The organism is Nocardia sp. NPDC051052 (assembly GCF_044456045.1).
Lineage (GTDB): Bacteria > Actinomycetota > Actinomycetes > Mycobacteriales > Mycobacteriaceae > Nocardia.
Genome location: NZ_JBITFL010000012.1, coordinates 1 through 20,754, shown reverse-complemented (window position 1 = coordinate 20,754; position 20,754 = coordinate 1). Strand labels below are relative to the sequence as shown.

Annotated in this window: 17 protein-coding genes; 6 read left to right on the top strand and 11 right to left on the bottom strand. The window is 69.9% G+C overall.

Going from position 1 to position 20,754, the window contains the following annotated elements; all coding sequences use genetic code 11:
- Positions 1-45: 45 nt before the first annotated feature.
- The 3 genes from ACIBCN_RS33765 to ACIBCN_RS33755 form a co-directional block, all read right to left on the bottom strand.
- Positions 46-1,059: a DUF4349 domain-containing protein gene (locus ACIBCN_RS33765; protein ID WP_396995756.1), complete on the bottom strand. Its 1,014-nt coding sequence runs from the start codon at positions 1,057-1,059 to the stop codon at positions 46-48.
- Between the two features lie 156 nt (positions 1,060-1,215).
- A complete protein-coding gene (locus ACIBCN_RS33760; protein WP_396995755.1) occupies positions 1,216-4,692 on the bottom strand; it encodes an error-prone DNA polymerase in 3,477 nt (1,158 codons plus the stop codon).
- Positions 4,693-4,713: 21 nt separating this feature from the next.
- Complete coding sequence (locus tag ACIBCN_RS33755) at positions 4,714-5,169, bottom strand: hypothetical protein (protein WP_396995754.1); 456 nt, start codon at positions 5,167-5,169, stop codon at positions 4,714-4,716.
- Between the two features lie 155 nt (positions 5,170-5,324).
- Between ACIBCN_RS33755 and ACIBCN_RS33750 the strand changes: the two genes are divergently transcribed.
- The gene (locus ACIBCN_RS33750; protein ID WP_396995753.1) at positions 5,325-6,308 is read left to right on the top strand and encodes an SDR family NAD(P)-dependent oxidoreductase; all 984 of its coding nucleotides are present in this window, start codon (positions 5,325-5,327) and stop codon (positions 6,306-6,308) included.
- A gap of 3 nt (positions 6,309-6,311) precedes the next feature.
- Here the strand turns inward: ACIBCN_RS33750 and ACIBCN_RS33745 are convergent, their stop codons facing one another.
- Positions 6,312-7,184, bottom strand: a complete 873-nt coding sequence (locus ACIBCN_RS33745) for a sucrase ferredoxin (protein WP_396995977.1) — start codon at positions 7,182-7,184, stop codon at positions 6,312-6,314.
- A 20-nt stretch (positions 7,185-7,204) separates the two neighbouring features.
- A complete protein-coding gene (locus tag ACIBCN_RS33740; protein WP_396995752.1) occupies positions 7,205-7,960 on the bottom strand; it encodes an alpha/beta fold hydrolase in 756 nt (251 codons plus the stop codon).
- Positions 7,961-8,144: 184 nt separating this feature from the next.
- On the opposite strand from ACIBCN_RS33740, the gene ACIBCN_RS33735 reads away from it, so the two are divergent.
- The gene (locus ACIBCN_RS33735; RefSeq protein WP_396995751.1) at positions 8,145-8,849 is read left to right on the top strand and encodes a class I SAM-dependent DNA methyltransferase; all 705 of its coding nucleotides are present in this window, start codon (positions 8,145-8,147) and stop codon (positions 8,847-8,849) included.
- Here the strand turns inward: ACIBCN_RS33735 and ACIBCN_RS33730 are convergent.
- Complete coding sequence (locus tag ACIBCN_RS33730) at positions 8,840-10,444, bottom strand: DNA polymerase Y family protein (protein ID WP_396995975.1); 1,605 nt, start codon at positions 10,442-10,444, stop codon at positions 8,840-8,842. The genes ACIBCN_RS33735 and ACIBCN_RS33730 overlap by 10 nt on opposite strands.
- Before the next feature lie 19 nt (positions 10,445-10,463).
- Positions 10,464-11,240 (bottom strand): hypothetical protein, encoded by a 777-nt coding sequence (locus ACIBCN_RS33725; protein WP_396995750.1) that lies wholly within the window; start codon positions 11,238-11,240, stop codon positions 10,464-10,466.
- Positions 11,241-11,621: 381 nt separating this feature from the next.
- Between ACIBCN_RS33725 and ACIBCN_RS33720 the strand changes: the two genes are divergently transcribed.
- Entirely contained in the window at positions 11,622-12,743 is a 1,122-nt protein-coding gene (locus tag ACIBCN_RS33720; protein ID WP_396995749.1) for a serine/threonine-protein kinase, read from the top strand.
- 28 nt (positions 12,744-12,771) lie between these two features.
- Here the strand turns inward: ACIBCN_RS33720 and ACIBCN_RS33715 are convergent, their stop codons facing one another.
- Positions 12,772-13,407: a response regulator transcription factor gene (locus ACIBCN_RS33715; RefSeq protein ID WP_357386842.1), complete on the bottom strand. Its 636-nt coding sequence runs from the start codon at positions 13,405-13,407 to the stop codon at positions 12,772-12,774.
- Positions 13,408-13,516: 109 nt separating this feature from the next.
- Entirely contained in the window at positions 13,517-14,776 is a 1,260-nt protein-coding gene (locus ACIBCN_RS33710) for a PspC domain-containing protein (protein ID WP_396995974.1), read from the bottom strand.
- Between the two features lie 277 nt (positions 14,777-15,053).
- On the opposite strand from ACIBCN_RS33710, the gene ACIBCN_RS33705 reads away from it, so the two are divergent.
- Together ACIBCN_RS33705 and ACIBCN_RS33700 are read left to right on the top strand one after the other, a co-directional pair.
- Positions 15,054-16,661, top strand: coding sequence for a PspC domain-containing protein (locus tag ACIBCN_RS33705; protein WP_396995748.1), 1,608 nt, complete (start codon positions 15,054-15,056; stop codon positions 16,659-16,661).
- On the top strand, positions 16,654-16,866 hold the full coding sequence (locus ACIBCN_RS33700) for a hypothetical protein (RefSeq protein ID WP_396995747.1): 213 nt from the start codon (positions 16,654-16,656) through the stop codon (positions 16,864-16,866). Before ACIBCN_RS33705 ends, ACIBCN_RS33700 begins: the two co-directional genes overlap by 8 nt.
- A gap of 62 nt (positions 16,867-16,928) precedes the next feature.
- Here ACIBCN_RS33700 and guaA read toward each other — a convergent pair whose 3' ends face one another.
- Entirely contained in the window at positions 16,929-18,530 is a 1,602-nt protein-coding gene (guaA, locus tag ACIBCN_RS33695; protein ID WP_396995746.1) for a glutamine-hydrolyzing GMP synthase, read from the bottom strand.
- A 135-nt stretch (positions 18,531-18,665) separates the two neighbouring features.
- On the opposite strand from guaA, the gene ACIBCN_RS33690 reads away from it, so the two are divergent.
- Positions 18,666-19,466, top strand: coding sequence for an alpha/beta fold hydrolase (locus ACIBCN_RS33690; protein WP_396995745.1), 801 nt, complete (start codon positions 18,666-18,668; stop codon positions 19,464-19,466).
- Between the two features lie 3 nt (positions 19,467-19,469).
- On the opposite strand, the gene ACIBCN_RS33685 is transcribed toward ACIBCN_RS33690, so the two are convergent.
- Positions 19,470-20,624 carry a GuaB3 family IMP dehydrogenase-related protein gene (locus tag ACIBCN_RS33685; protein WP_396995744.1) on the bottom strand — a complete coding sequence of 385 codons (1,155 nt, stop codon included), beginning with the start codon at positions 20,622-20,624 and terminating at the stop codon, positions 19,470-19,472.
- Positions 20,625-20,754 lie beyond the last annotated feature (130 nt).

Sequence of the window (20,754 nt, the reverse complement as noted above, 5' to 3'; positions counted from 1 at the left end):
TCGGCGTGCCCGCCCTCGATCGCCGGGCACGCCGAGTATCAGGTGTCAGGACTCCGATTCTGCCGAACTCCCTGAGCCCGAGGAACTTCCGGCCGGAGTTCCAGCGCTCGCTGAATTCTCGGCACCCGCAGCGGCCCCCGAGCCACTCGCGACCGCCGCACTCGGTGTCGGCCCACTCTTCTTGCGCCGCAACACCGTCCGTACAACGCCCCAGATCACGGCGGCGAGCACTACCAGGAAGCCGAGCCACGGCAACGCCTTACCGGTGAACACGACCGCGTCCTTCAGCCAATCCACCAGCGAGTGCCAGCCCGTGACGATGCCCTCCCAGAAGTTGTCGGCGCGGTCCTCCTGGGCTTTGGTGGTCGCGGTGGTGAGGTCGATGGTGAGCGTGGACAGCGCGACCTCGTCGTCGAGGTGCCGCTTCTGCGCGGTCAGGCTGTCGAGTTCGCCCTGACGGCTGGACAGCGCCTGCTCGGCGTTGATCAGGTCGGCGGTGTTGGTGGCGCCCGCGATGAGCCCGCGCAGCCGGTCGACGGAGGCCTGCAAGGCCTTGATCCTGGCGTCCAGGTCTTCCCACTGCATCGTCACGTCGTCGCGGTTGGTGTGCACCCGGGTGACGCGGCCGATGCCACCGAGCCCGTCGATGAACGCGTCGGTCTTGTCGGCGGGTATCCGGACGGTGAGCGTGGCGCTGGGATCGGTGTCGTCGGTGCCGGGCTGCTCGGTCCTGCTATCGATCCGGCCGCCGACCTCGCGCACCCGGTCGGCGATCGTGCTTGCCGCCTCGACCGGTTTGCCCGCGGTCATCTCGACGTTGCCGGTGACCACTTCCTTACGCGCCGTGACCGTTTCACCGCCGGCGTTGTTGTCTTTACGCGCGGGCCCCTGGTCCCGCAGCGCCGGTGGGGCCGACGCGGGGGCGGGCTCCACGGTGGCGTAGGAGTCGGGCCGGCCTGGTGGCGGCGGGACCTTCTTCGCGTTGTTGTTGTCAGCGCCGCAGCCGACGAGCAACGTCAGACCGAGCAGACCGATGCACAGCACAGCAAGCTTTCGCATAATTCGCACAGTAGCCGCTGTGATTGCGTGAACAGCCCGACATAACCGTTCTCTAGAGCCCTTCTAACACTTTCTTAAAAGTGTGGGTGGCCAGGTCATTCGCCGAGCTTCGCGGTGTCTCCCGAATCCGTGCGGCCAGCGGCGGATGCGACCCGTTCAGCGGAAGTCGCGCGACTTCGAGTCGACCCGGAGGTCCATCCGCTGCAGGTGTTCGGCGACGACGCTGACCGCGCCCTCGGCGTTCTGCACGCGGCCGCGGATGAGCAGGGCGGGAGCGCTCTGCGCCAGGCGGCGGAAGCGGGCCCACAAGCCGACCGAGCAGACGACGTTCACCATGCCGGTCTCGTCTTCCAGATTGAGGAAGGTGACACCCGCGGCGGTGGCAGGGCGTTGCCGGTGCGTCACCGCGCCGCCCACCAGCACGCGCGACCCGTCGCGGATGGCGAGCAGGCCCGCGGCGGGAATCACGCCGAGAGCATCGAGCTGTGGACGCAGGAATTCGGTGGGGTAGCTGCCCGGGGAGACGCCGGTGGCCCAGACGTCCGCGGCGGCCAGTTCCAGGTCGCTCATGCCGGGCAGCACGGGGGCGGTGGTGGCGGCGCCGGTGCCGGGCAAGCGATCCGAGCGTTCCCCGGCGGCGGCGCCCGCGGCCCACAGCGCGGCGCGGCGGGTGCCGCCGAGACCGCCGAGGGCACCCGCGGTGGCGAGCGATTCCGCTTGGACGACGCTGAGTTCCACCCGTCCGGTCAGGTCGAGGAAGGAGGTGTACGGCCCGTGATCCCTTGCGGCGACGATCTTTTCGGCGAGGTCGGAACCGATGTGCCGGACCGAGGCCAGGCCGAGGCGAATCTGGGTGCCGTCGTGCTCGAGGGTGGGTTCGGCGCGGCTGGCGTTGATGTCGGGGCCGTGCACCAGCACCCCGTGCCTGCGCGCGTCGGCGACCAGGGATTGCGGGGAATAGAAGCCCATCGGTTGCGCGCGCAGCAGGCCGGCGCAGAAGGCCGCGGGGTGGTGCAGTTTGAACCACGACGAATAGAACACGATCGAGGCGAAGCTCTGCGAATGGCTTTCCGGGAAACCGAAATTCGCGAAGGCGTAGAGCTTCTCGTAGATGCGGTCGGCGATCTCGCCGGTAATGCCGTGCAGGTCGCGCATGCCCTGGTAGAGGCGTTCTTTGAGCCCCTCCATGCGTTCCGGTGAACGTTTGGAGCCCATCGCGCGGCGCAGCTGGTCGGCCTCGGCTGCGGTGAAACCCGCGACGTCGACGGCCATTTGCATGAGCTGCTCCTGGAACAGCGGGACGCCGAGCGTGCGGGACAGCGAATTCTCCAGTGCCGGATGGTCGTAGGTCACCTCCTCGGCGCCGTTGCGCCGCCGGATGTAGGGGTGCACCGAGCCGCCCTGGATCGGGCCGGGCCGGATCAGCGCCACCTCCACCACCAGGTCGTAGAACTTTCGCGGCTTCAGCCGGGGCAGCGTGGCCATCTGCGCCCGCGACTCCACCTGGAAGACGCCCACCGAGTCGGCGCGCGAGAGCATCTCGTAGACGGCGGCTTCCTGCAGATCGAGCTTGTGCAGCTCGACGATCACGCCGGTGTGCTCGCGCACCAGGTCGATCATGTAGTGCAGCGCGGAGAGCATGCCGAGTCCGAGCAGGTCGAACTTCACCAAATCGATGGCGGCACAATCGTCTTTGTCCCACTGCAACACACTGCGACCGGGCATCCGTGCCCATTCCACCGGACAGACGTCGGCGATAGGGCGGTCGCAGATCACCATGCCACCGGAGTGGATGCCGAGATGCCTTGGCAAGCCTTCTATTTCGGATGCCAGCTGAAGCACCTCGGTAGGGATGTCGGTGTCGGTCTCAGTGCCGACACCAGCCCATCGGCTCACCTGTTTACTCCACGCGTCCTGCTGTCCCGGCGAAAAGCCAAGTGCGCGTGCGGCATCGCGGACAGCGGACTTGCCTCGATAGGTGATCACGTTGGCCACCTGAGCGGCGTACGCGCGGCCGTACTTGGTGTAGACGTGCTGGATGGCCTCCTCGCGGCGGTCGGATTCGATGTCGACGTCGATATCGGGCGGTCCGTCGCGCTCCGGCGCGAGGAAGCGCTCGAACAGCAGGTTGTTGGTGACCGGGTCGACGTTGGTGATGCCGATCGCGTAGCAGACGGCCGAGTTGGCCGCCGAACCCCGGCCCTGGCAGAGGATGTCGTTGTTCTTGCAGAAGGTGACGATGTCGTGCACCACCAGGAAGTAGCCGGGAAACTCCAGCTTGTCGATCACCGCGAGCTCGTGCTCGAGCTGCCGGTACGCCTGCGGGTTTCGCTCCGGCGGGCCGTAGCGGGCCGCGGCGCCCGCGAGGGTGAGCGCACGCAGCCAGGACTTCTCGTCATGTCCGGCGGGCACCTCGAACGGCGGCAGCTTCGGCGCGATCAGCTTCAGGTCGAAGGCGCATTCGCGGGCCAGCGTGACCGCGTTGCGCACCGCCTGCGGGCAGTCGGCGAACAGCCGCGCCATTTCCGCGCCGGAACGCAGGTGCGCGCCGCCCGCCGGGGCCAGCCAGCCTGCGATCTCGTCCAGGCTCTGCCTGGCCCTGATCGCCGCGAGTGCCATGGCGCGGCGGCGCTGGCCCGGCGCGGCGAAATGCGCTCCGGTGGTGGCGAGTACGGGGAGGCCGAGGCGGTCGGCCAGGGCGATGAGGTGGGCGTTGCGTTCGTCGTCCTCCGGAATGCCGTGGTGGGTGAGTTCCACGCTCACCCGGTCGGCGCCGAACCGTTCCGTCAGGTCGCGCAGCGCGGCCTCGGAGCGTACGAGACGTGTACTGCCCGACTGTAAATCGGCCGCGAGCGCTTGGCGCAGGTGCCCTTTCCGGCAGCCGGTGAGGATCTGCCATTGCCCCTCGGCGGCCGCGGCGAGCGCGTCGAGGTCGTAGCGGAGGATGCCCTTCTCCCCCGCCGCCATGTGGGCGGCCGCGATCTCCCTGGATAGTCGGCGGTAGCCCTCTTGACCGCGGGCGAGTACCAGCAGGTGCGGGCCGGCGGGGTCCGGCGATCCGGTGCGCGGGGTGGAATCCGGCGCGTCGACGTGTCCGCGTCTTGCGGTCGAATCACCAAGCTGCTCAGCGGATTTCAGAGTCTCACTAAGCTCTGTCAGCGCGAGCGGTTCCATTCTTGCCGAACTGTTCTGCTCGGCTCTCCGGCGTGCACGCCTGGCACCCGGCACACCCTCGGCGGGCTGGGTGCCCAGCGACAGCTCGGCGCCGAAGACCGTCGGCATCCCCCATTCCCTGGCCGCCTCCGCGAAGCGCACGGTCCCGTAGAAGCCGTCGTGGTCGGTGAGCGCGATCGCCTCGAGGCCGAGTCGCACGGCCTCCTCCACCAGTTCCTCCGGCTGGCTCGCGCCGTCCAGGAAGCTGTAGGCCGAGTGCGTGTGCAGCTCCGCGTACGGCACCGTCGGCCCGTCGGCGGGCCGCACCGGCTCGGCCAGGTACTCGCCGCGCTTGCGGGACCAGGCCGGGCTGTCGCCGCCGTCGCCGGGGTACATCGCGTCCGGGTTGGTCCGGCCGGGTCGTCCCGACAGCACCCGCTCCAGTTCCGCCCAGGTAGGCGGCCCGTTGCTCCAGCCCACCGCGATACCTCCTCGGACGGATCAGTTGGTCGGTAGCGGTGCCGTCGAGCCCTCGGCGAGCGCGGCGTCGACGTGGTCGAGGCCGGCCCGGATCAGCGCGCCGTAGGCGTCGTTGGCGAGGACGTCGAGGTGGCCGCGGGCGATGGCCAGCTGCATCCGGGCGGCTTCGAAGTCGCCGACGCGGCGGTGGCTGTCGGCCAGGTTGAGGTACAGCGAGGGGAGGAAGCTGCGGAGCCCTTCGTCCAGGGGGATGCCGGGGCCGAATACCGCGGCCAGCGCCCGCCGATCCCAGAGCAGCGCGTCGGCAGGCGTGTCCTGTAGATCGGCGAGGTGATGCGCGATCACGCAGCGGTGCAAGGGATCACCGCCCTCACCGATCTCGTCCCACAACTTTTCCAGCGCCTGTCGCGCCGCCGCTTGGTCCCCACCACCGAGCCGCACCGCGGCAAAGATTTCCGCCATCCGATCGTCCGCCATGCGGTGAGTATCGCACATATGTTCGATCGATTTCGAGAGGTTGTTCCACCCGTGTTCACCACCTCGACCCCGGCCCCGAAAAGTGACGAGTTCCACTTGGCGAGTAAACTTACTTCGGAGTAAGTTCAGGCCACCAACCTTGCAAAGGAGCAGCGATGAGTGACGCATCCGCTGATGCCAGCCCGCCCGAGACCCGGCGCGGCCGTCGCAGCCGTGACATCTCCGGGCGGCATGTCCTGATCACCGGCGCTTCCTCCGGCATCGGCAAGGCGGCGGCGATCGCCGTTGCGGGCAAGGGCGCCACCGTGTTCCTGCTCGCGCGCCGCGCCGACGAGCTCGCGGCGGTGGTCGACGAGATCAGGGCCGAGGGCGGCAGCGCCTACGGATACCAGTGTGACGTCACCGATTCCGACTCGGTGGACCACGCCGTGAAGACCATCCTCGACGAGCACGGCCACGTCGACATGCTGGTGAACAACGCGGGCCGGTCCATCCGCCGCGCCATCCACCGCTCCACCGACCGGCTGCACGACTTCGAACGCACCATGGCGGTCAACTACTTCGGCGCGCTGCGCATGACGCTGGCCCTGCTGCCGCAGATGCGCGAGCGCAAGTTCGGCCACATCGTCAATATCAGCAGCGCGGGCGTGCAGGTGGCGACGCCACGCTTCGCCGCCTACCTGGCCAGCAAGGCGGCGCTGGACAAGTTCGCCGAGGTGGCCTCGGTGGAGACCATGGCCGACGGCGTCACCTTCACCACCATCCACATGCCGCTGGTGCGTACCCCGATGATCACCCCGAGCGGCGATCAGGGTCAGCCTGCCGAATCCCCCGAGTGGGCGGCCGCGACGATCGTGCGCGCGCTGACCGAACGCCCCAAGCGCATCGACGTGCCGATCGGCACCTTCGCCGAATACGGCGCCCTGCTCACCCCCAAGTTCCGCGACCGCATCCTGCATCGCTACTACCGCGCGCTGCCGGACTCCCCCGCCGCCAAGGGCGAACAGGTGGAAGAAACCGAAGACAACGCGGAACCCGTTGTGCCCGAGCGCGAACCGCGGCCGCGCTCGGCGGCCCGTCGAGCCACCAGCACCGCCATCCGCCGCGCGGCGCGCTGGGTTCCCGGCACCCACTGGTAACGGTCAGTCGACGAGCTGCTGGACCGCGTCGACCGCCAGCCCGGTTACGGGTTTGGCGGCGGCATTGCAGCTGGCCTGCCGTGGCGGAAAACCGATGGTGCGGGCGGTGACTCGCCAGCGGCGGCCGTCGCGGTGGGTGACGAGTGCGGCGTCGGCCGAGGCGGGGTCGGGCGCGACCGTGAGATCGCTGGTGGTGGCGGAAACCTGTTCGCGCACGGCGACTTCCGCGAGTTGCTCCAGCGGCGGATAGCAGCTGCGACCGCGCAGGCCGGTCAGCGAGACCTGGCCGCGGCGGGCGGCCTCGACCATCTCCTCGGCGGACGCGGCGTCGAGCCGGCCGTAGGTGAGTCCGGAGGGCAACAACACCAACGCGGGCGCGAAGCGGTGGCCGCCGGTGTGCGAGCACTCCCACACTTGCCCAGGGTATTTCGTGGCGAGCTCGGCGGCGATGGGGCGGCCGAGCAACGCACAGCACTGGTCCCGCTTTCCGTGCGCGCACACCAGCACCAGCGGATCACATACGGGCACACCGATTCCCGGTGCCGGGCCGGTCAACAGATGCAGGTCGATATCGAGCAGTTGCTTCAGGTCGGTGATCTCGAAGCGTTCACACCAGGAACCCTCCGGACGCGAGCTGGCGAGCAAAACCGTTCGGGTACCGGTGAATTCGTTGCGGCCGGGGCGGCGGATCAAGGTCGGGCGCACGTGCGCGGCGGCGGTGCGGGCCGCCAGTTCGGGGGTGAGTTCCGGGCCGAGTACCTCGTCGCCGATCACATCGCGACCCCAGGCGCCGGGTTGTTCGACACACAACCAGCCGGTCACCTGGGTAGCGGTGCCCGGCAGCGGCGTCCCTGTCGCGGCGGCCGAACAGAGCATCCCCTCGAAGCCGGTGTTCCTCACGTCGCGAGGAACGGATGCACGACGGCCGCGAACTCGCGGTAGCGGTCGCGGTGGATGCTGTGGCCGGCGGAGAAGGCGGTGACCGTGCAGTCGGGGATGGCGGCGCGCACGAGCGCCAGCTTGGCCGGGTCGACCATGCCGCCGGGGCCGCCGCGCAGCACCAGCGTCCGCGCGGCGATGTCGGGCAGCCGGTCCCACCATTCCGGGTTCGGCTTGCGGAACTGTTCCAGCGCGGTCCTGGTCATGGACCGGTCGAAGGCGAGTACCGCGCGCGGATGCCGGGCCAGGCTGCTCGTCGCGTGCCAGAGTTCCGGCACGCTCGGGAAGCGGCGGGTCAGCCGCAGTTCCTCGGCGCCGGACTGCAACGGCAGCGGGCACTCCTCGATGACGAGCCTGCGCACCAGCTCCGGCCGCTCCTGCGCGACGCGGGAGACCGCGTAGCCGCCCAGCGAATGGCCGACCATATCGACCGTGGACAGTTCCAGCCGGTCGCACAGTTTCCGCACGTCGGCGCCGAATTCATCGAAGCGGTAGGAATCGGTGTGCGAGCTACGGCCGTGGCCGCGCAGATCGGGAATGATGACCCGGCGACCGGCCTGGACCAGTTCGCGGGCGAATCGGTCCCAGGTGTGTCCGTCCCCGCCCATGCCGTGCACCAGGACCACGGGCACGTCGGAACCCGCGATCGCCGCCGAATCCCGGTAGGCGATCCGCACGTCACCGAAGTCGAGTCTGGTCACCGTGAGATCCACGATCTTCGATCGTACTGGGCTTGTCAGCTACCGGCCCGGGACCTGTTGCACGGATCACGTGAGCCGGGCGCCACATCGGACGGTGCTTCGCCGCCTGCGCGAACTTCCTGGTCGGCCGGTCTCGGCGCGGGTGCCCCGAAGAAAACATCTGGCCAATCCCCTTGCGCCGCGAAATACTCCGCGCATGCCGTCATTCGCGGACTACGACCGCCGAAACTATCCCACCGTCGATGTCGCCACCGGATACGACGGATGGGCGCCGACGTACGAGCAGACCGTCATGGACGAGATGGATCTCGCGCTGCTGGACCGGCTGCGGCGACCGGAGTGGCCGCGGGTGCGCAAAGCCGCCGATCTGGGGTGCGGGACCGGACGGACCGGGGCTTGGCTGCGTACGCAGGGCATTTCCCATATCGACGGGGTCGATGTGAGTGCGGGGATGCTGGCGCGGGCGAAGGAGCGTGGGGCACACACCACGCTCACCCAGGCGGATGTGCGGGACACCGGGCTGGCGGGCGGCGCCTACGACCTGGTGATCGCGTCGTTGATCGACGAGCACCTGCCCGAGTTGGCACCGTTCTACGCCGAGGCGTGGCGGCTGGCCGCACCCGGCGCGCGGTGTGTCCTGGTCAGCTTCCACCCGCAATTCATGATGACGACCGGGATGCCGACGCACTACACGCCCCGGGGCGGCGAGCCGGTGGCGATCAGCACCAACCTGCACCTGCTCAGCGAGCACGTGACGGCGGCGCTGGACGCGGGCTGGGTGCTCACCGAACTCACCGAGACGCTGATCGACGACACCTGGCTCACGGCCAAGCCGAAATGGCAAGAGCTGCGCGGACAACCGTTCACGATGGCGACGGTGTGGACCCGGCCTCAGTCGTAAAGTCCTTCCGCACGCCAGATCTCGTCGTGATAGACGAGCAGTAGCACCCGGACGTCGGACGGTTCGCCGTCGAGCTGGACCTGCGCTCGGGCGGTGAAAGTGGTTGGGGTGTCGTCGTTCTCGGCCGTTTCCGGCACCCACCAGCGTTCGTCCACCGGCCACGGGCCCGCCCAGCCGGTCAGCCGCCACTGTCTGCTGCCCCAGCTCAGGCGGGATGGGTCGGCGTTGAACATGGCGCGTTCGGTGACCTGGATCGGGGCGCCGTCCGCGGCTTCCAGGCGGACCAGCGGGAGGTTGAGCAGCAGCAGGGCGGGGGCGGGCTCGGGCAGCCTGCCCGGCCACGGCAAGGCCGGGTCGGCGGCGGGGACGGGCTCGTCGCCGAGCGCGACCAGGGTGATCCGCTCGGCGGGGCCGCGACCGCCGCTGAGCACTCCGACCCGCACCGCCTCGCCGCCGAGCAGACCCTGCACCCGGATCAACGCGCGCCTGGCCCGTTCGTCCTGCGCACCGACGCCGCCCCACAGACCGAGTTGTAGCGCGCCCGCCGCCACCACCTCGACCGGTTCCAGGCGCAGCAGGGTGACCGGTGCGGTGGGCCGGTCGCGCCGGGTGAGCCAGCCGTCCAACTGCCAGCGCACCCGGTCCGCGGTGTCGTCCGGGGTCAGCGGTTCCGCGCACCGCCAGATGCGGGAAAGTTCCTCCCCCGCATCGGTTTCCGCGAAGATCGATAATCGGGTGCAGGCCAGCCCGGCGTTCGACAGCTCGGCGTGCAGCTTGGTGGCGAGCATGCGGCCCGCGAAGGCGGCGGCATCGACCCGCTCGATCGGCGGGTCACAGCGGTGCTCCACCGTCAGGTCTTTGGGTGGCGGCTGCGCGGAAGGTGGGCGCTCGGGTTGTGCCCGCGCGCAGCGATGCGCGAGCACGGCGTCGGCGCCGAACCGCGAGGCGACCTCGCCGGGGGTCAGTGCGGCGAAATCGCCGATCCTGCGTAAACCCAAGCGGTGCAACAGATCCACCAGGTCGGCGCGCTCCGGCGCGGCCAGGCTCGGCTCGACCGCGAGCTCACGCACCGGCATCGGCGCGAGAAATTTCGCGCCGGCCCCGGCGGGCACGATCGCGCCGCGCCGGGCGGCGATCACCGCCGTGGACAGTTCGTCGGCGATGCCGATCTGCGCCTCCACCCCGGTGGCCGCCGCCGCGTCGACGAGCCGCTCGGCCGCCGCCTCCTCGGAACCGAAAAACCGTGCGGCGCCGCGTGCCCCGAGCACCAGCAGCCCCGGCCGCAGCACCTCGACCCCGGGCACCGTCGCGTCGACGGCCGCGACCACCGGTTCGAACAACCGCGCGTCCCGATCCGGATCCGCCTGTGCGAGAAACAGATCCGGGCACCGCGCCTGCGCCTCCCGCCGCTTCGCCCCGCGCCGCACCCCGTCGGCCCGCGCGATCGCCGAACACGCGATCACCCGATTGGCGAAGAGCACCGCCACCGGCCGGGTCGCGGGCAACCGTGCCACCGCGGCAGCGGCCACCGCGGGCCAATCCGGACACCACAGCGCCAATACCCGGGCCGCGCCCTTCTCCCGGCTGGACAGCATCACGATGCCGCGCGACCCGTCACGACGCGGTCTCTCTGGCCTCGACCGGCGCGGCCGCACGCGTAACCGGTTCGTGCAGTGCCCATTCGACTCGACCGGAGTTCGAGCGGAGATCGAGGCGACCGCGGCGGGGTGGGCCCGCCTTGCCCCGCACTTCGACCTCGAGGCCGAGGGAACGCAGGCGGCCGCGGCCGTGACCGAGGCCCGCGTAACCCGCGATGCGGGCGTCGAGGTGCAGGGCGGCGCCGGGCCAGCGGCCGTCGGTGACCACGAGGGTGGCGCCCTTGTTGCGGGCGCGGGCGGCGATCACCCGGGTGCGGGCGGGGGCGACGGCACCGCCCCCGAGGCCGAGCACGACCAGGTCGAGGCCGTCGAGCAACACGGCGGCCACCTCCACCGGGTCCGGGCCCGGGTCGGGGATCACGGCCAGCCGCTCCAGCTGAGCGCCCATCTCCACCGCGGCGAGCAGGCCGAGCCGGGGCACCCCGACCACCGCGGCATGCCCGCCGTCCTCGGTCACCGCGGCGACCAGCCCGGCGAGCAGCGAACGTGCACCCGTGTAGGACACGACGGAACCCTTGGCCAGGCCACCGCCGGGCAACAGCTCAGCGAGCGCGGGCGGCACCGCGAGCGACTCCCGGCGCAGCTCGGCGTCGAGCGGAATGCGCTCGGCCGCCGCCTCGCCGCGACCGGGTATCGCGGCCATTCTGCTGCGCAGTTCAGCCAGCGTCGGCGGGCTCTCCCGCGCTCCACCGCGCGGCCGTGCCCCCTCCTGCGGTTTCGCATCCGAACCCATCCCTACCACCTACTTCCCACGATGGACCCGAGGCGACGCGTACGGAACGACCCCACGAACGAGAGGTCAGCACCGATTCAGCTATCGATCCGTATCGAATATACGTTCGATACCTGCTCAGTAGAAACCGACCCCCGGGTTCCGTCAAGGCTCCACCCCCGCCACCGCGATTTCGCAACGATGCCGTTGTAACCGCTGGTCGGTCAGTTGCTCAGCCGTTATCCGCGGCGGCGCGCAGGACAACCCGCCGTCCAGCGGGTGTCACAGTGACGAACGCCGCCGACCTCGCCCACCGATCGACTACCACGCGAGGCATAGAAACGGCGGCCGTTCGTGTCAGCAAACCCCGTAGCCCACCCTGTTTTCCGCTACCCTCGCACCGTGACCGAACGCGCTCGTCCCATTGTCGGCCCCGACTATCTCGTCGCAGGCCGCTACCGGCTGCAGTCGAAGCTGGGTGGCGGTGGCATGGGCGCGGTCTGGCTCGCGCACGACCGGCTGCTCGACCGGGACGTCGCCATCAAGCAGGTCATCTCGACGGCCGGGCTCGACGAAGCAGAGGCCAACGAGATCCGCGCGCAGATCATGCACGAGGGCCGGGTCGCGGCCAAGCTCTCGCACGAGCACGCGATCGCCGTGTACGACGTGGTGCTGGAGGCCGGCGAGCCCTGGCTGGTGATGGAGCACTTACCCTCGCGCAACGTGGCCAAGGCGCTCGCGCTGGTGGACACGCTGCCGCCGATCGAGGTGGCGCAGATCGGCGCGCAGGTCGCCGACGCGCTGGCCGCCGCGCACGCGGCGGGCATCACGCACCGCGACATCAAGCCGGGCAATATCCTTGTCGCCGACCGCGGTCCGATCGTCGGCATGGCCAAGCTCAGCGACTTCGGCATCTCGCGCGGCGCGGGCGAGCACTCCGACGAACCCGACGGCGTGATCACCGGCACCCCCGCCTACCTGCCGCCGGAGGTGGCGCGCGGCGCACAGCCGACCAAGGCCAGCGACGTATTCTCCCTCGGCGCAACGCTGTACACCGCGATCGAGGGGCAGCCACCGTTCGGCCTCGACGAGGACAGCGATGTCCTGGTGCACCGCGCGGCCATGGCGCAGATCATTCCGCCGACCCGCAGCGGGATGCTCACCGAGGCGCTGCTGCACATGTTGGAGCCGGCGCCGCAGCGACGGCCGACGATGGCCGAGGCCAGGGACGAAATCCTCACCGCGGCCTTCGGTCCAGGCACCGGGCCGTACATTCTCGGCGCGCCGGTGCGCACCGAGGATGGCACGATTCCGGCGTGGGCGGCGCGGAATTCGGCGTCCGGTCTGCGCAGTCCGCACTCGACCCCGCTGCCCCGGCCGCACCGCGCCCCGGTGGGCGCCGCAGCGGTTCCCGCGCCACAGCGGACCAAGCCGCCGCAGGCGAGCAACGCGCCACTGGCGATCGCCGTCGGCCTGCTGATCGGCCTGATCATCATCATCGCGATCATCATCGCGGTGATGTAAACCCCTGCCCGCCAACGCGGCTGACGGTTCAGTCGATGCGGCGGTGATGCGCCCAGCGGGTGAGCGCGTTGCGGTTGGACTGCTGGGTTTTGCGGAGCACGTTGGACGCGTGAGTCTCCACGGTTTTCACCGAGATGAACAGGTTTTCGGCGATTTCACGGTAGGTGTAGCCGCGGGCGAGCAGGCGCAACACCTCGAGTTCGCGCGGGGTCAGTGAATCCAGTTCCGGATCGAGCGGCGGCTCGGGCACCTGCGATTTCCCGGTGAACGAGTCGAGCACGAAACCGGCCAGCCGCGGGCTGAACACCGCGTCACCGCCGGACACCCGGCGAATACCGTCGGCCAGTTCGGCACCCGAAATCGTCTTGGTCACATAGCCTCTGGCGCCCGCCCGGATCACCGCGATGACGTCCTCGGCGGCATCGGACACGCTGAGCGCCAGGCACACCGGACCCGCTTCGATACCGGCGAGCACCGCGACGCCGCCACCGTCAGGCATGTGCACATCGAGCAACACCACGTCGGGATTCGTCGCCTTGATCCCCGCGATCGCCTCCGCCACGCCACCGGCTTCGCCGACGACTTCCATGTCGGTTTCCCTACTCAACTCCGCCCGCACACCCGACCGGAACACTGCGTGATCATCAACCAGAAAGACCCGCACGGCCACCTGCTTCTCCTCAAACTGTCGGTGGATCGGCCCACCCTGGCGCGCAGGCCGCCCACGGGCCGCCCACACCCACATCGGTACCACATGTCGGACCAGAAAGCGGCTACTGTCCGGGATGCGCCGACTCCGGCACCTGTTCGGCGTCGATGGTCGCCGCGGGCTCGTCCGAGTCCTGGTCCTCCTCACCGCCGGAATCCGTGCGCGGCATGGTGATTCGTACCTCGGTGCCGCGACCGGGCGTGGACAAGATCTCCACTTGGCCGCCGCGGCGCTCGATCCGGCCGCGGATGGACTTGGCCAGACCTTGCCGATCCTGCGGTACCGCGGTGGTGTCGAAACCGGTGCCGCGGTCGCGCACGAAGATGCTCACCTGATGTGGTTCGGTCTCGGCGAACAGGTCGATCTCCGGGACTCCCGCGTGCTTGGCCGCGTTGACCAGCGCCTCCCTGCTGGCGCCGAGCAGCGCGGTGAAGTGCTCCTTCGGCAAACCCGCGCCGGTCTCGCCGATGTCCATCGACACATCGCCGACGGTCACCGGGGTGACCTGCACACCGTGCTGATCCTCCACCTCGCCCGCGATGGTGCGCAGCGCGGCGGCCAGGCTCGACTGCGCCGGACCGGAATCCTCGAACAACCACTTGCGCAGTTCCCGCTCCTGGCTGCGGGCCAACCGCACCACCTCCTGCGGGTCCTCGGCCTGGCGCTGGATCAGGGCCAGCGTCTGCAGCACCGAATCGTGCAGGTGCGAGGCGATCTCCTCGCGTTCCTCATTGCGGATCCGGGCGGAACGTTCCGCGTTCAACGCCCGCATCATGCGCAACCACAGCGGCACCGTCAGCAGCCCGGCCCCGACCAGCGTGACGGCCACCGCGATCAACGCGGACCCGAGCGAGCTCAGATCGATCCTGGCCAGCACCACCACGCCGAGTCCGGCCACGATCAGCGTGCCGCCCGCGACGATGCGCGCCCACGTCACCACCGAGGGCCGGGCGGGCAGGCCGAGCAGTGACCGAGGGCCGTCCGCGTCGTACTCCCGCCACACCAGCGCCGCGCCGATGGCGACGACGATGATGGGCGCGATCACACTCGCCGCGGTCCCGCTGAACAGCCACGACACCCCGATGGCAAGGCCGATGCCGAGCATTGCCAGTCCGATCGCCTGGCGCCGTTCGGAGCCGGACGCCTTCGTCACATCCGAGCCGCCCGGTGTGAAGATCCACAGCAACCCGTAGGAGACGATGCCCGCGCCGAACGCGGACAGCAGCACGAAGGCCATCCGCACCTTGAATACGTCGATCCCGAGGTGATCGGCGATACCGCCCGCCACGCCGCCGACGATCCGCCCGCCCGAGCGCCGCACCATCCGGGCATGCGGCGGCCGGGCCGGATCCAACACCGGCGCGGGTCCGAAACCGCGCCCGGCGTCGAACCCCCGCGCGGCATCGAACCCTCGGGTGTCGAACGAGGGCGCAGACGGGTACATGCTCTCGATAGTGGCACGTCCCGCCGACGACTAGCCATCAGGAATCTCCCTGATCTTCGAGATCAGGCGGATGATTGCTTTGACCGGGCGGCTCCAAAAGGATCAGGAGAATCTTCAGGGTTCTCCCCGATGTGCGGATGTGCTGGTCAGGCACAGGATGGGAACCATGACGAAAACGAGCTTCGGGGATCAGCTCCAGCAGATCTGGCGGACACGGCCGGTGCGATTGCCTCGGCAGGGGCCGATCGCTGGCGTGGCGGCCGGGTTCGCGCAGCGCTACAACGTCGATCCGGTGCTGGTGCGGGTGGCGTTCGTGGTGTCCGCGATATTCGGTGGATCCGGGGTCGTGCTCTATCTGCTGGCCTGGCTGCTGTTCAGCGCCGCCGGTGACGAGTCGTCGGCGGCGGAGTCGCTGGTCGGCAAGGGCCAGAGCTCGCAGTCGCAGACCAAAACGATCGTGTTGATCGTCGCGCTCGCCATCGCGGTGAGCACGATGGGTCCGGTCGGCGTCGGCCTCGGTGGCTCCGGACTGATCAGCATGGCCTTGATGCTGGCGGGCTGGTGGATGCTGCACCTGCGTAATCCCGAGCCGCCACCAGGGACCACCAGCGAGTTCAGCGGACTCGTCGCGGACAGCGGAATCATGGCGACCGGCTACCCCGGCGCGGTCTTCCCGCAGGGCGCGCAGCGCACCGCAGGCGATATGTATATGCCGCCGACCAGCGTGTACACGCCGTACACGAAATTGCCGGACGCCTACACGCCGGAAGCGCCGAGCGACACCGAAACCGTGCTGTCCCAGCAGGATTCCGGACCGAGCGGCACCGACCAGGCGCGACGCGCCGACGCGGACACCGCCCTGCTGCCCGAGGGCGACCAGCGCGCCGATTCCGCGCCGCTACTCGAAAAGGGCGACGCGCCAGGTGAATCCACCGTTCTGCTCGACAAAGGCGACAACGCCACGCTCGACACGTCGGGCTCGACAACGTCCGGCACGCCGGCCGACGGCCGCACCTCAACGCTCAGCAAAGACTCCGCACCACGCGGCACCTCCGCGCTGAAGCCACCGACCCCGGCCACCATCGGCCGCACCACCCCGCCCTCCTGGGACCCGCTCGGTGTCGCTCCGCTCGCCTGGGACCTGCCCGAGCCGACCCCGGTCCGCACCATCGTCGCGCCACCGCCGAAGCGTCCGCGCTCCCGGCTGACCCCGGTGGTCATCGGTCTCGCCATCCTCGCCGCCGCCGGTGCGGGCGCACTGACCGCCTCGGGCGTGCAGTGGATGACGCCGGGCCGGATCGCGGCGGTGGCGCTGGCGGTGATCGGCCTCGGCCTGGTGCTCGGCGCGTTCCTGCGGCGCGGTTACGGCCTGCTGGTGCTGACCGCTCCGCTGGCCGGGTTCGTCCTGCTCGCCTCGGCGATCGGCCCGATCGACTTCAACCGCGGCGCGATGGGCCAGCACGACTTCGGCCACCCGACCTCGGTCAGTCAGCTCAACTCGAACTACCGGGTGACGATGGGCTCCGGCACGCTGGATCTGCGGCAGCTGAACCTGACCGAGAACCGCGCCGTCGACGTCGACGTGCAGATGGGCGACTTCCAGATGTGGGTGCCCGCGGGCATGACGGTGCGTGCCAAGTGCACCGCGGCCATGGGTAACGCCAAGTGCGACAACGGCATCACCGGACCGAACAAACCGGGCGACCCCGTGCTGGATCTGAATGTCAACGTCCGAGCCGGAAACGCGGAGGTACACCGTGGCTGACAAGTCCACCGAAACCGAGTCCCGCCGCGGCCCTTCCGCCTCGCTGCTCATCATCGGCATACTCGCCCTCGGCGTGAGCGCGTGGGCCTTCGTCGGCCCCGAGTCGTGGCCCGCGTCCAGCGTGGTCCCGATCGGCTGGATCGTGGTGCTCGCCGCCATCATCATCGGCGTCGTGCTGGTGGTGTCCCCGCGCCGCCACCGTTGATCGACACAACAAGAATGGCCCGTCCTTGAAGGACGGGCCATTCTTGTTGTGTCAGTAGGGATTCACTCCCACTCGATGGTGCCCGGCGGCTTGCTGGTCACATCGAGGACGACCCGGTTGACCTCGGCCACCTCGTTGGTGATCCGGGTGGAGATCCGCTCCAGCACCTCGTAGGGCAGCCGGGTCCAGTCGGCGGTCATCGCGTCCTCGCTGGAGACCGGGCGCAGCACGATCGGGTGGCCGTAGGTGCGGCCGTCGCCCTGCACGCCGACGCTACGCACGTCCGCGAGCAGCACCACGGGGCACTGCCAGATCTGCTTGTCCAGCCCGGCCGCGGTGAGCTCCTCGCGCGCGATGGCGTCGGCCTGCCGCAGCGTGACCAGTCGATCCTGCGTGACCTCGCCGACGATGCGGATGGCAAGGCCAGGGCCTGGGAACGGCTGGCGGCCGACGATCTCCTCGGGCAGGCCGAGCTCGCGGCCGACGGCACGCACCTCGTCCTTGAACAGCAGGCGCAGCGGCTCGACCAGGTCGAATTCCAGGTCGTCCGGCAGGCCGCCGACATTGTGGTGGCTCTTGATGTTCGCGGTGCCGCTGCCGCCGCCGGACTCGACTACGTCGGGGTAGAGGGTGCCCTGCACCAGGAACTCGACTTTCGGAGCGGAGCCTGCGGAGCGACCATCGGAAACAGCCGTAGCTTCATTTCCCTGCTCGATGACCACCTCGGAGACCGCGTCCTCGAAGGACCGGATGAACTCCCGCCCGATGATCTTGCGCTTCTCCTCCGGATCGGTGACGCCCTTCAGCTCACCGAGGAACTTGTCCACCGCGTCGACGGTCACCAGCTTGGCACCGGTCGCGGCGACGAAATCCTGCTGCACCTGCTCGCGCTCCCCGGCCCGCAACAGGCCGTGGTCGACGAACACACAGGTCAGCCGGTCACCGATGGCGCGCTGCACCAGCGCGGCGGCGACCGCGGAGTCGACACCGCCGGACAGCCCGCAGATCGCGTGCCCGTCCCCGATCTGCTCGCGCACCGAGGTGATCAGCGATTCGGCGATATTGGCCGGGGTCCAGGTGGCGCGGATACCGGCGATCTCGTGCAGGAACCGGCTGAGCACCTGCTGCCCATGCGGCGAATGCAGGACCTCCGGGTGATACTGCACGCCGGCCAGGCGCCGGGCCCGGTTCTCGAACGCGGCAACCGGTGCGCCCGCCGAGGTGCCGGTGACCTCGAAGCCGGCCGGTGCGTCGGTGACCGCGTCGCCGTGGCTCATCCAGACCGGCTGCATGGTGGGCAGACCGCCGTGCAGCACGCCACCGTCGACGCTCAGCTCGGTGCGGCCGTATTCGCGGGTGCCGGTGTGCGAGACGGTGCCGCCGAGCGCCTGCGCCATCGCCTGGAAGCCGTAGCAGATGCCGAAGACGGGGATGTCGAGATCGAACAGCCGCGCGTCCAATTGCGGTGCGCCGTCGGCATACACGCTGGACGGGCCGCCGGACAGGATCACCGCGAGCGGCTGCCGCTCGGCGATCTCCTCCACCGTGGTGGTGTGCGGAATTACCTCCGAGAACACACTCGACTCACGGACCCGCCGGGCGATCAGCTGTGCGTATTGCGCGCCGAAGTCGACGACGAGGACCGGTCTCTGTGTATCTGCCACCAGCACAGTTTAGTGACGCGCCAACTCGGTCGAACCATCGCCCGCAGCAGCGTCGCCGAGCCCAGGTCCAGCAAGCAAAAAGCCGAGCCAGCAAATCGCACCACCCGCCCCGCGCCGCTGGCTATCCTCGTGCTCGTGCCATTCGCCCGCGCGATCGACGCCGACATCCACTACGAGGACAGCGGCGGGAGCGGCCCGGTGGTGCTGCTAGCACATGAATTCTTCATGGACCGGACGATGTTCGCGGCTCAGATGGCCGCGCTGGCACCGGAATTCCGGATCGTCTCGTGGGACGCGCGCGGTCACGGCCGCACCAGGGACGAGGGTTTGCCGTTCACCTATTGGACCGCGGCGCGCGACGCGCTGACCGTGCTCGACCACCTCGGCGCCGAACGCGCGGTGGTCGGCGGCACCGCGCAGGGCGGCTTCACCGCGCTGCGCACCGCGCTCATCGCGCCGGAACGGGTGTCGGCGCTGATCCTGATCAGCACCGAGGCCAACGGCCCCACCGCCGAGCAGTCCGACGCCACCCGGCAGTTCCTGGAGCAGTGGTACGACGACGGCTCGCGCGAGCAGGCGGTCAATCAGCTGGCCTCCTGGCTGATCGGCGACGACAACTGGTACCGCACGATCTGGACCACCCGCTGGTTGCTGCGCGAGTGCCGCGGCATCGAGGTCGCGGCGGGTTGCCTGCTCAGCCGGGACTCGGTGCTGGAGCGGTTGTCCGAAATCACCTGTCCCGCCTTGGTAATTCACGCCACCGATAGCGGCATTCCGCCCGACCGGGCCAGGCAGCTGACCCAGGGACTCGCCGCCGCCAGCTACGTGGAGATCGCGGGCGCCCGGCTCGCGGTCACCATGACCCACCCGGAACCGGTGAACATCGCCATGCGCCAGTTCCTGCGCGAACGGATCACCCCCTCGCACGCGCGCTGAGGCTCACCCGCGAACGCTGAGCCCGACCTTCTGGAACTCCTTGAGGTCGGAGTAGCCGGCCTTCGCCATCGAACGACGGAGGCCGCCAACCAGATTCAGCGAGCCGAACGGGTCGTCGGAGGGGCCGTACAGCACCTGCTCGAGGCTGGGGCGCACGGCGTCGCCGGTGCCGTCGTCCAGCTCCCACTCGACCCCGAGCAGCGAGCCGCGCGGCACCGAGGGGTGCGCGGCGGCCGACGGCCAGTACCAGCCGCGACCGGGCGCCTCGGCGGCCACCGCGAGCGGCACGCCGAGCATCGCGGCATCCGCGCCGCAGGCGATCGTCTTGGCGAGCTGGCCGGAGGTCTCCACGTCGCCATCGGCGATGACGTGCACGTAGCGCCCGCCGGTCTCGTCGAGGTAGTCGCGGCGCGCGGCGGCGGCATCGGCGATCGCGGTGGCCATCGGCACGCCGATGCCGAGCACCTCGCGGGTGGTGGTCGCGCCCTGGAACGAGCCATAGCCGACGATGACGCCCGCCGCGCCGGTGCGCATCAGATGCAGCGCGGTCCGGTGATCGCTCACGCCACCGGCCACCACGGGCACGTCGAGCTCGGCGATGAAGGTCTTGAGGTTCAACGGCTCACCGTCGCCGACGTGCTCGGCGGAGATGATGGTGCCGTGCACGACGAGCAGGTCGACGCCGGCCTGCACCAGCGCGGGGGTCAGCGCGCGGGCGTTCTGCGGGCTCACCCGCACCGCGACGGTCACGCCTGCCGCCTTGACCTGCGCCACCGCGGCGGCGAGCAGCTCGGGCTGCATCGGCGCGGCATGCAGCTCCTGCAGCAGCGAGACGGCTCGCTCGTAGCCGCCCTTGCCGACGAGCTCGAGCAGCTGGTCGATCTTCGCCGCGACATCCGCGTGCCTGGCCCACAAACCCTCGCCGTTGATAACGCCGAGGCCGCCGAGGCGCCCGAGCTCGATGGCGAACTCCGGCGATACCAGCGCGTCGGTCGGGTGCGTGAGGAACGGGATCTCGAAGCGATAGGCGTCGAGCTGCCAAGACAGCGACACCTGCTTCGACGAGCGGGTCCGGCGCGAGGGGACGATGTCGATATCGTCCAGCTCATAGGTACGCCGGGCGGTCCGGCCCATGCCGATCTCGACCATGTCGCGCACGTGTGTACTCCTATCTATTGGCCGCGCGGGCGCGGCGTGTTCGTGGCCCCCGGGTGTGGGGGGGGGGGGGGGGGGGGGCGCGGGGCCCGGGGGCGCCGGCCGCGGGCCCCCCGGGGCGCCCGCCGGGCCC

Coding starts and splice junctions, on each gene's coding strand:
- ACIBCN_RS33725 (WP_396995750.1), bottom strand. CDS start 11,240: ATGGGTTCGGATGCGAAACCGCAGGAGGGGGCACGGCCGCGCGGTGGA.
- ACIBCN_RS33745 (WP_396995977.1), bottom strand. CDS start 7,184: ATGCTCTGTTCGGCCGCCGCGACAGGGACGCCGCTGCCGGGCACCGCT.
- ACIBCN_RS33755 (WP_396995754.1), bottom strand. CDS start 5,169: ATGGCGGACGATCGGATGGCGGAAATCTTTGCCGCGGTGCGGCTCGGT.
- ACIBCN_RS33735 (WP_396995751.1), top strand. CDS start 8,145: ATGCCGTCATTCGCGGACTACGACCGCCGAAACTATCCCACCGTCGAT.
- ACIBCN_RS33765 (WP_396995756.1), bottom strand. CDS start 1,059: ATGCGAAAGCTTGCTGTGCTGTGCATCGGTCTGCTCGGTCTGACGTTG.
- ACIBCN_RS33710 (WP_396995974.1), bottom strand. CDS start 14,776: ATGGTGCGGCGCTCGGGCGGGCGGATCGTCGGCGGCGTGGCGGGCGGT.
- ACIBCN_RS33705 (WP_396995748.1), top strand. CDS start 15,054: ATGGGAACCATGACGAAAACGAGCTTCGGGGATCAGCTCCAGCAGATC.
- ACIBCN_RS33730 (WP_396995975.1), bottom strand. CDS start 10,444: ATGCTGTCCAGCCGGGAGAAGGGCGCGGCCCGGGTATTGGCGCTGTGG.
- ACIBCN_RS33750 (WP_396995753.1), top strand. CDS start 5,325: ATGAGTGACGCATCCGCTGATGCCAGCCCGCCCGAGACCCGGCGCGGC.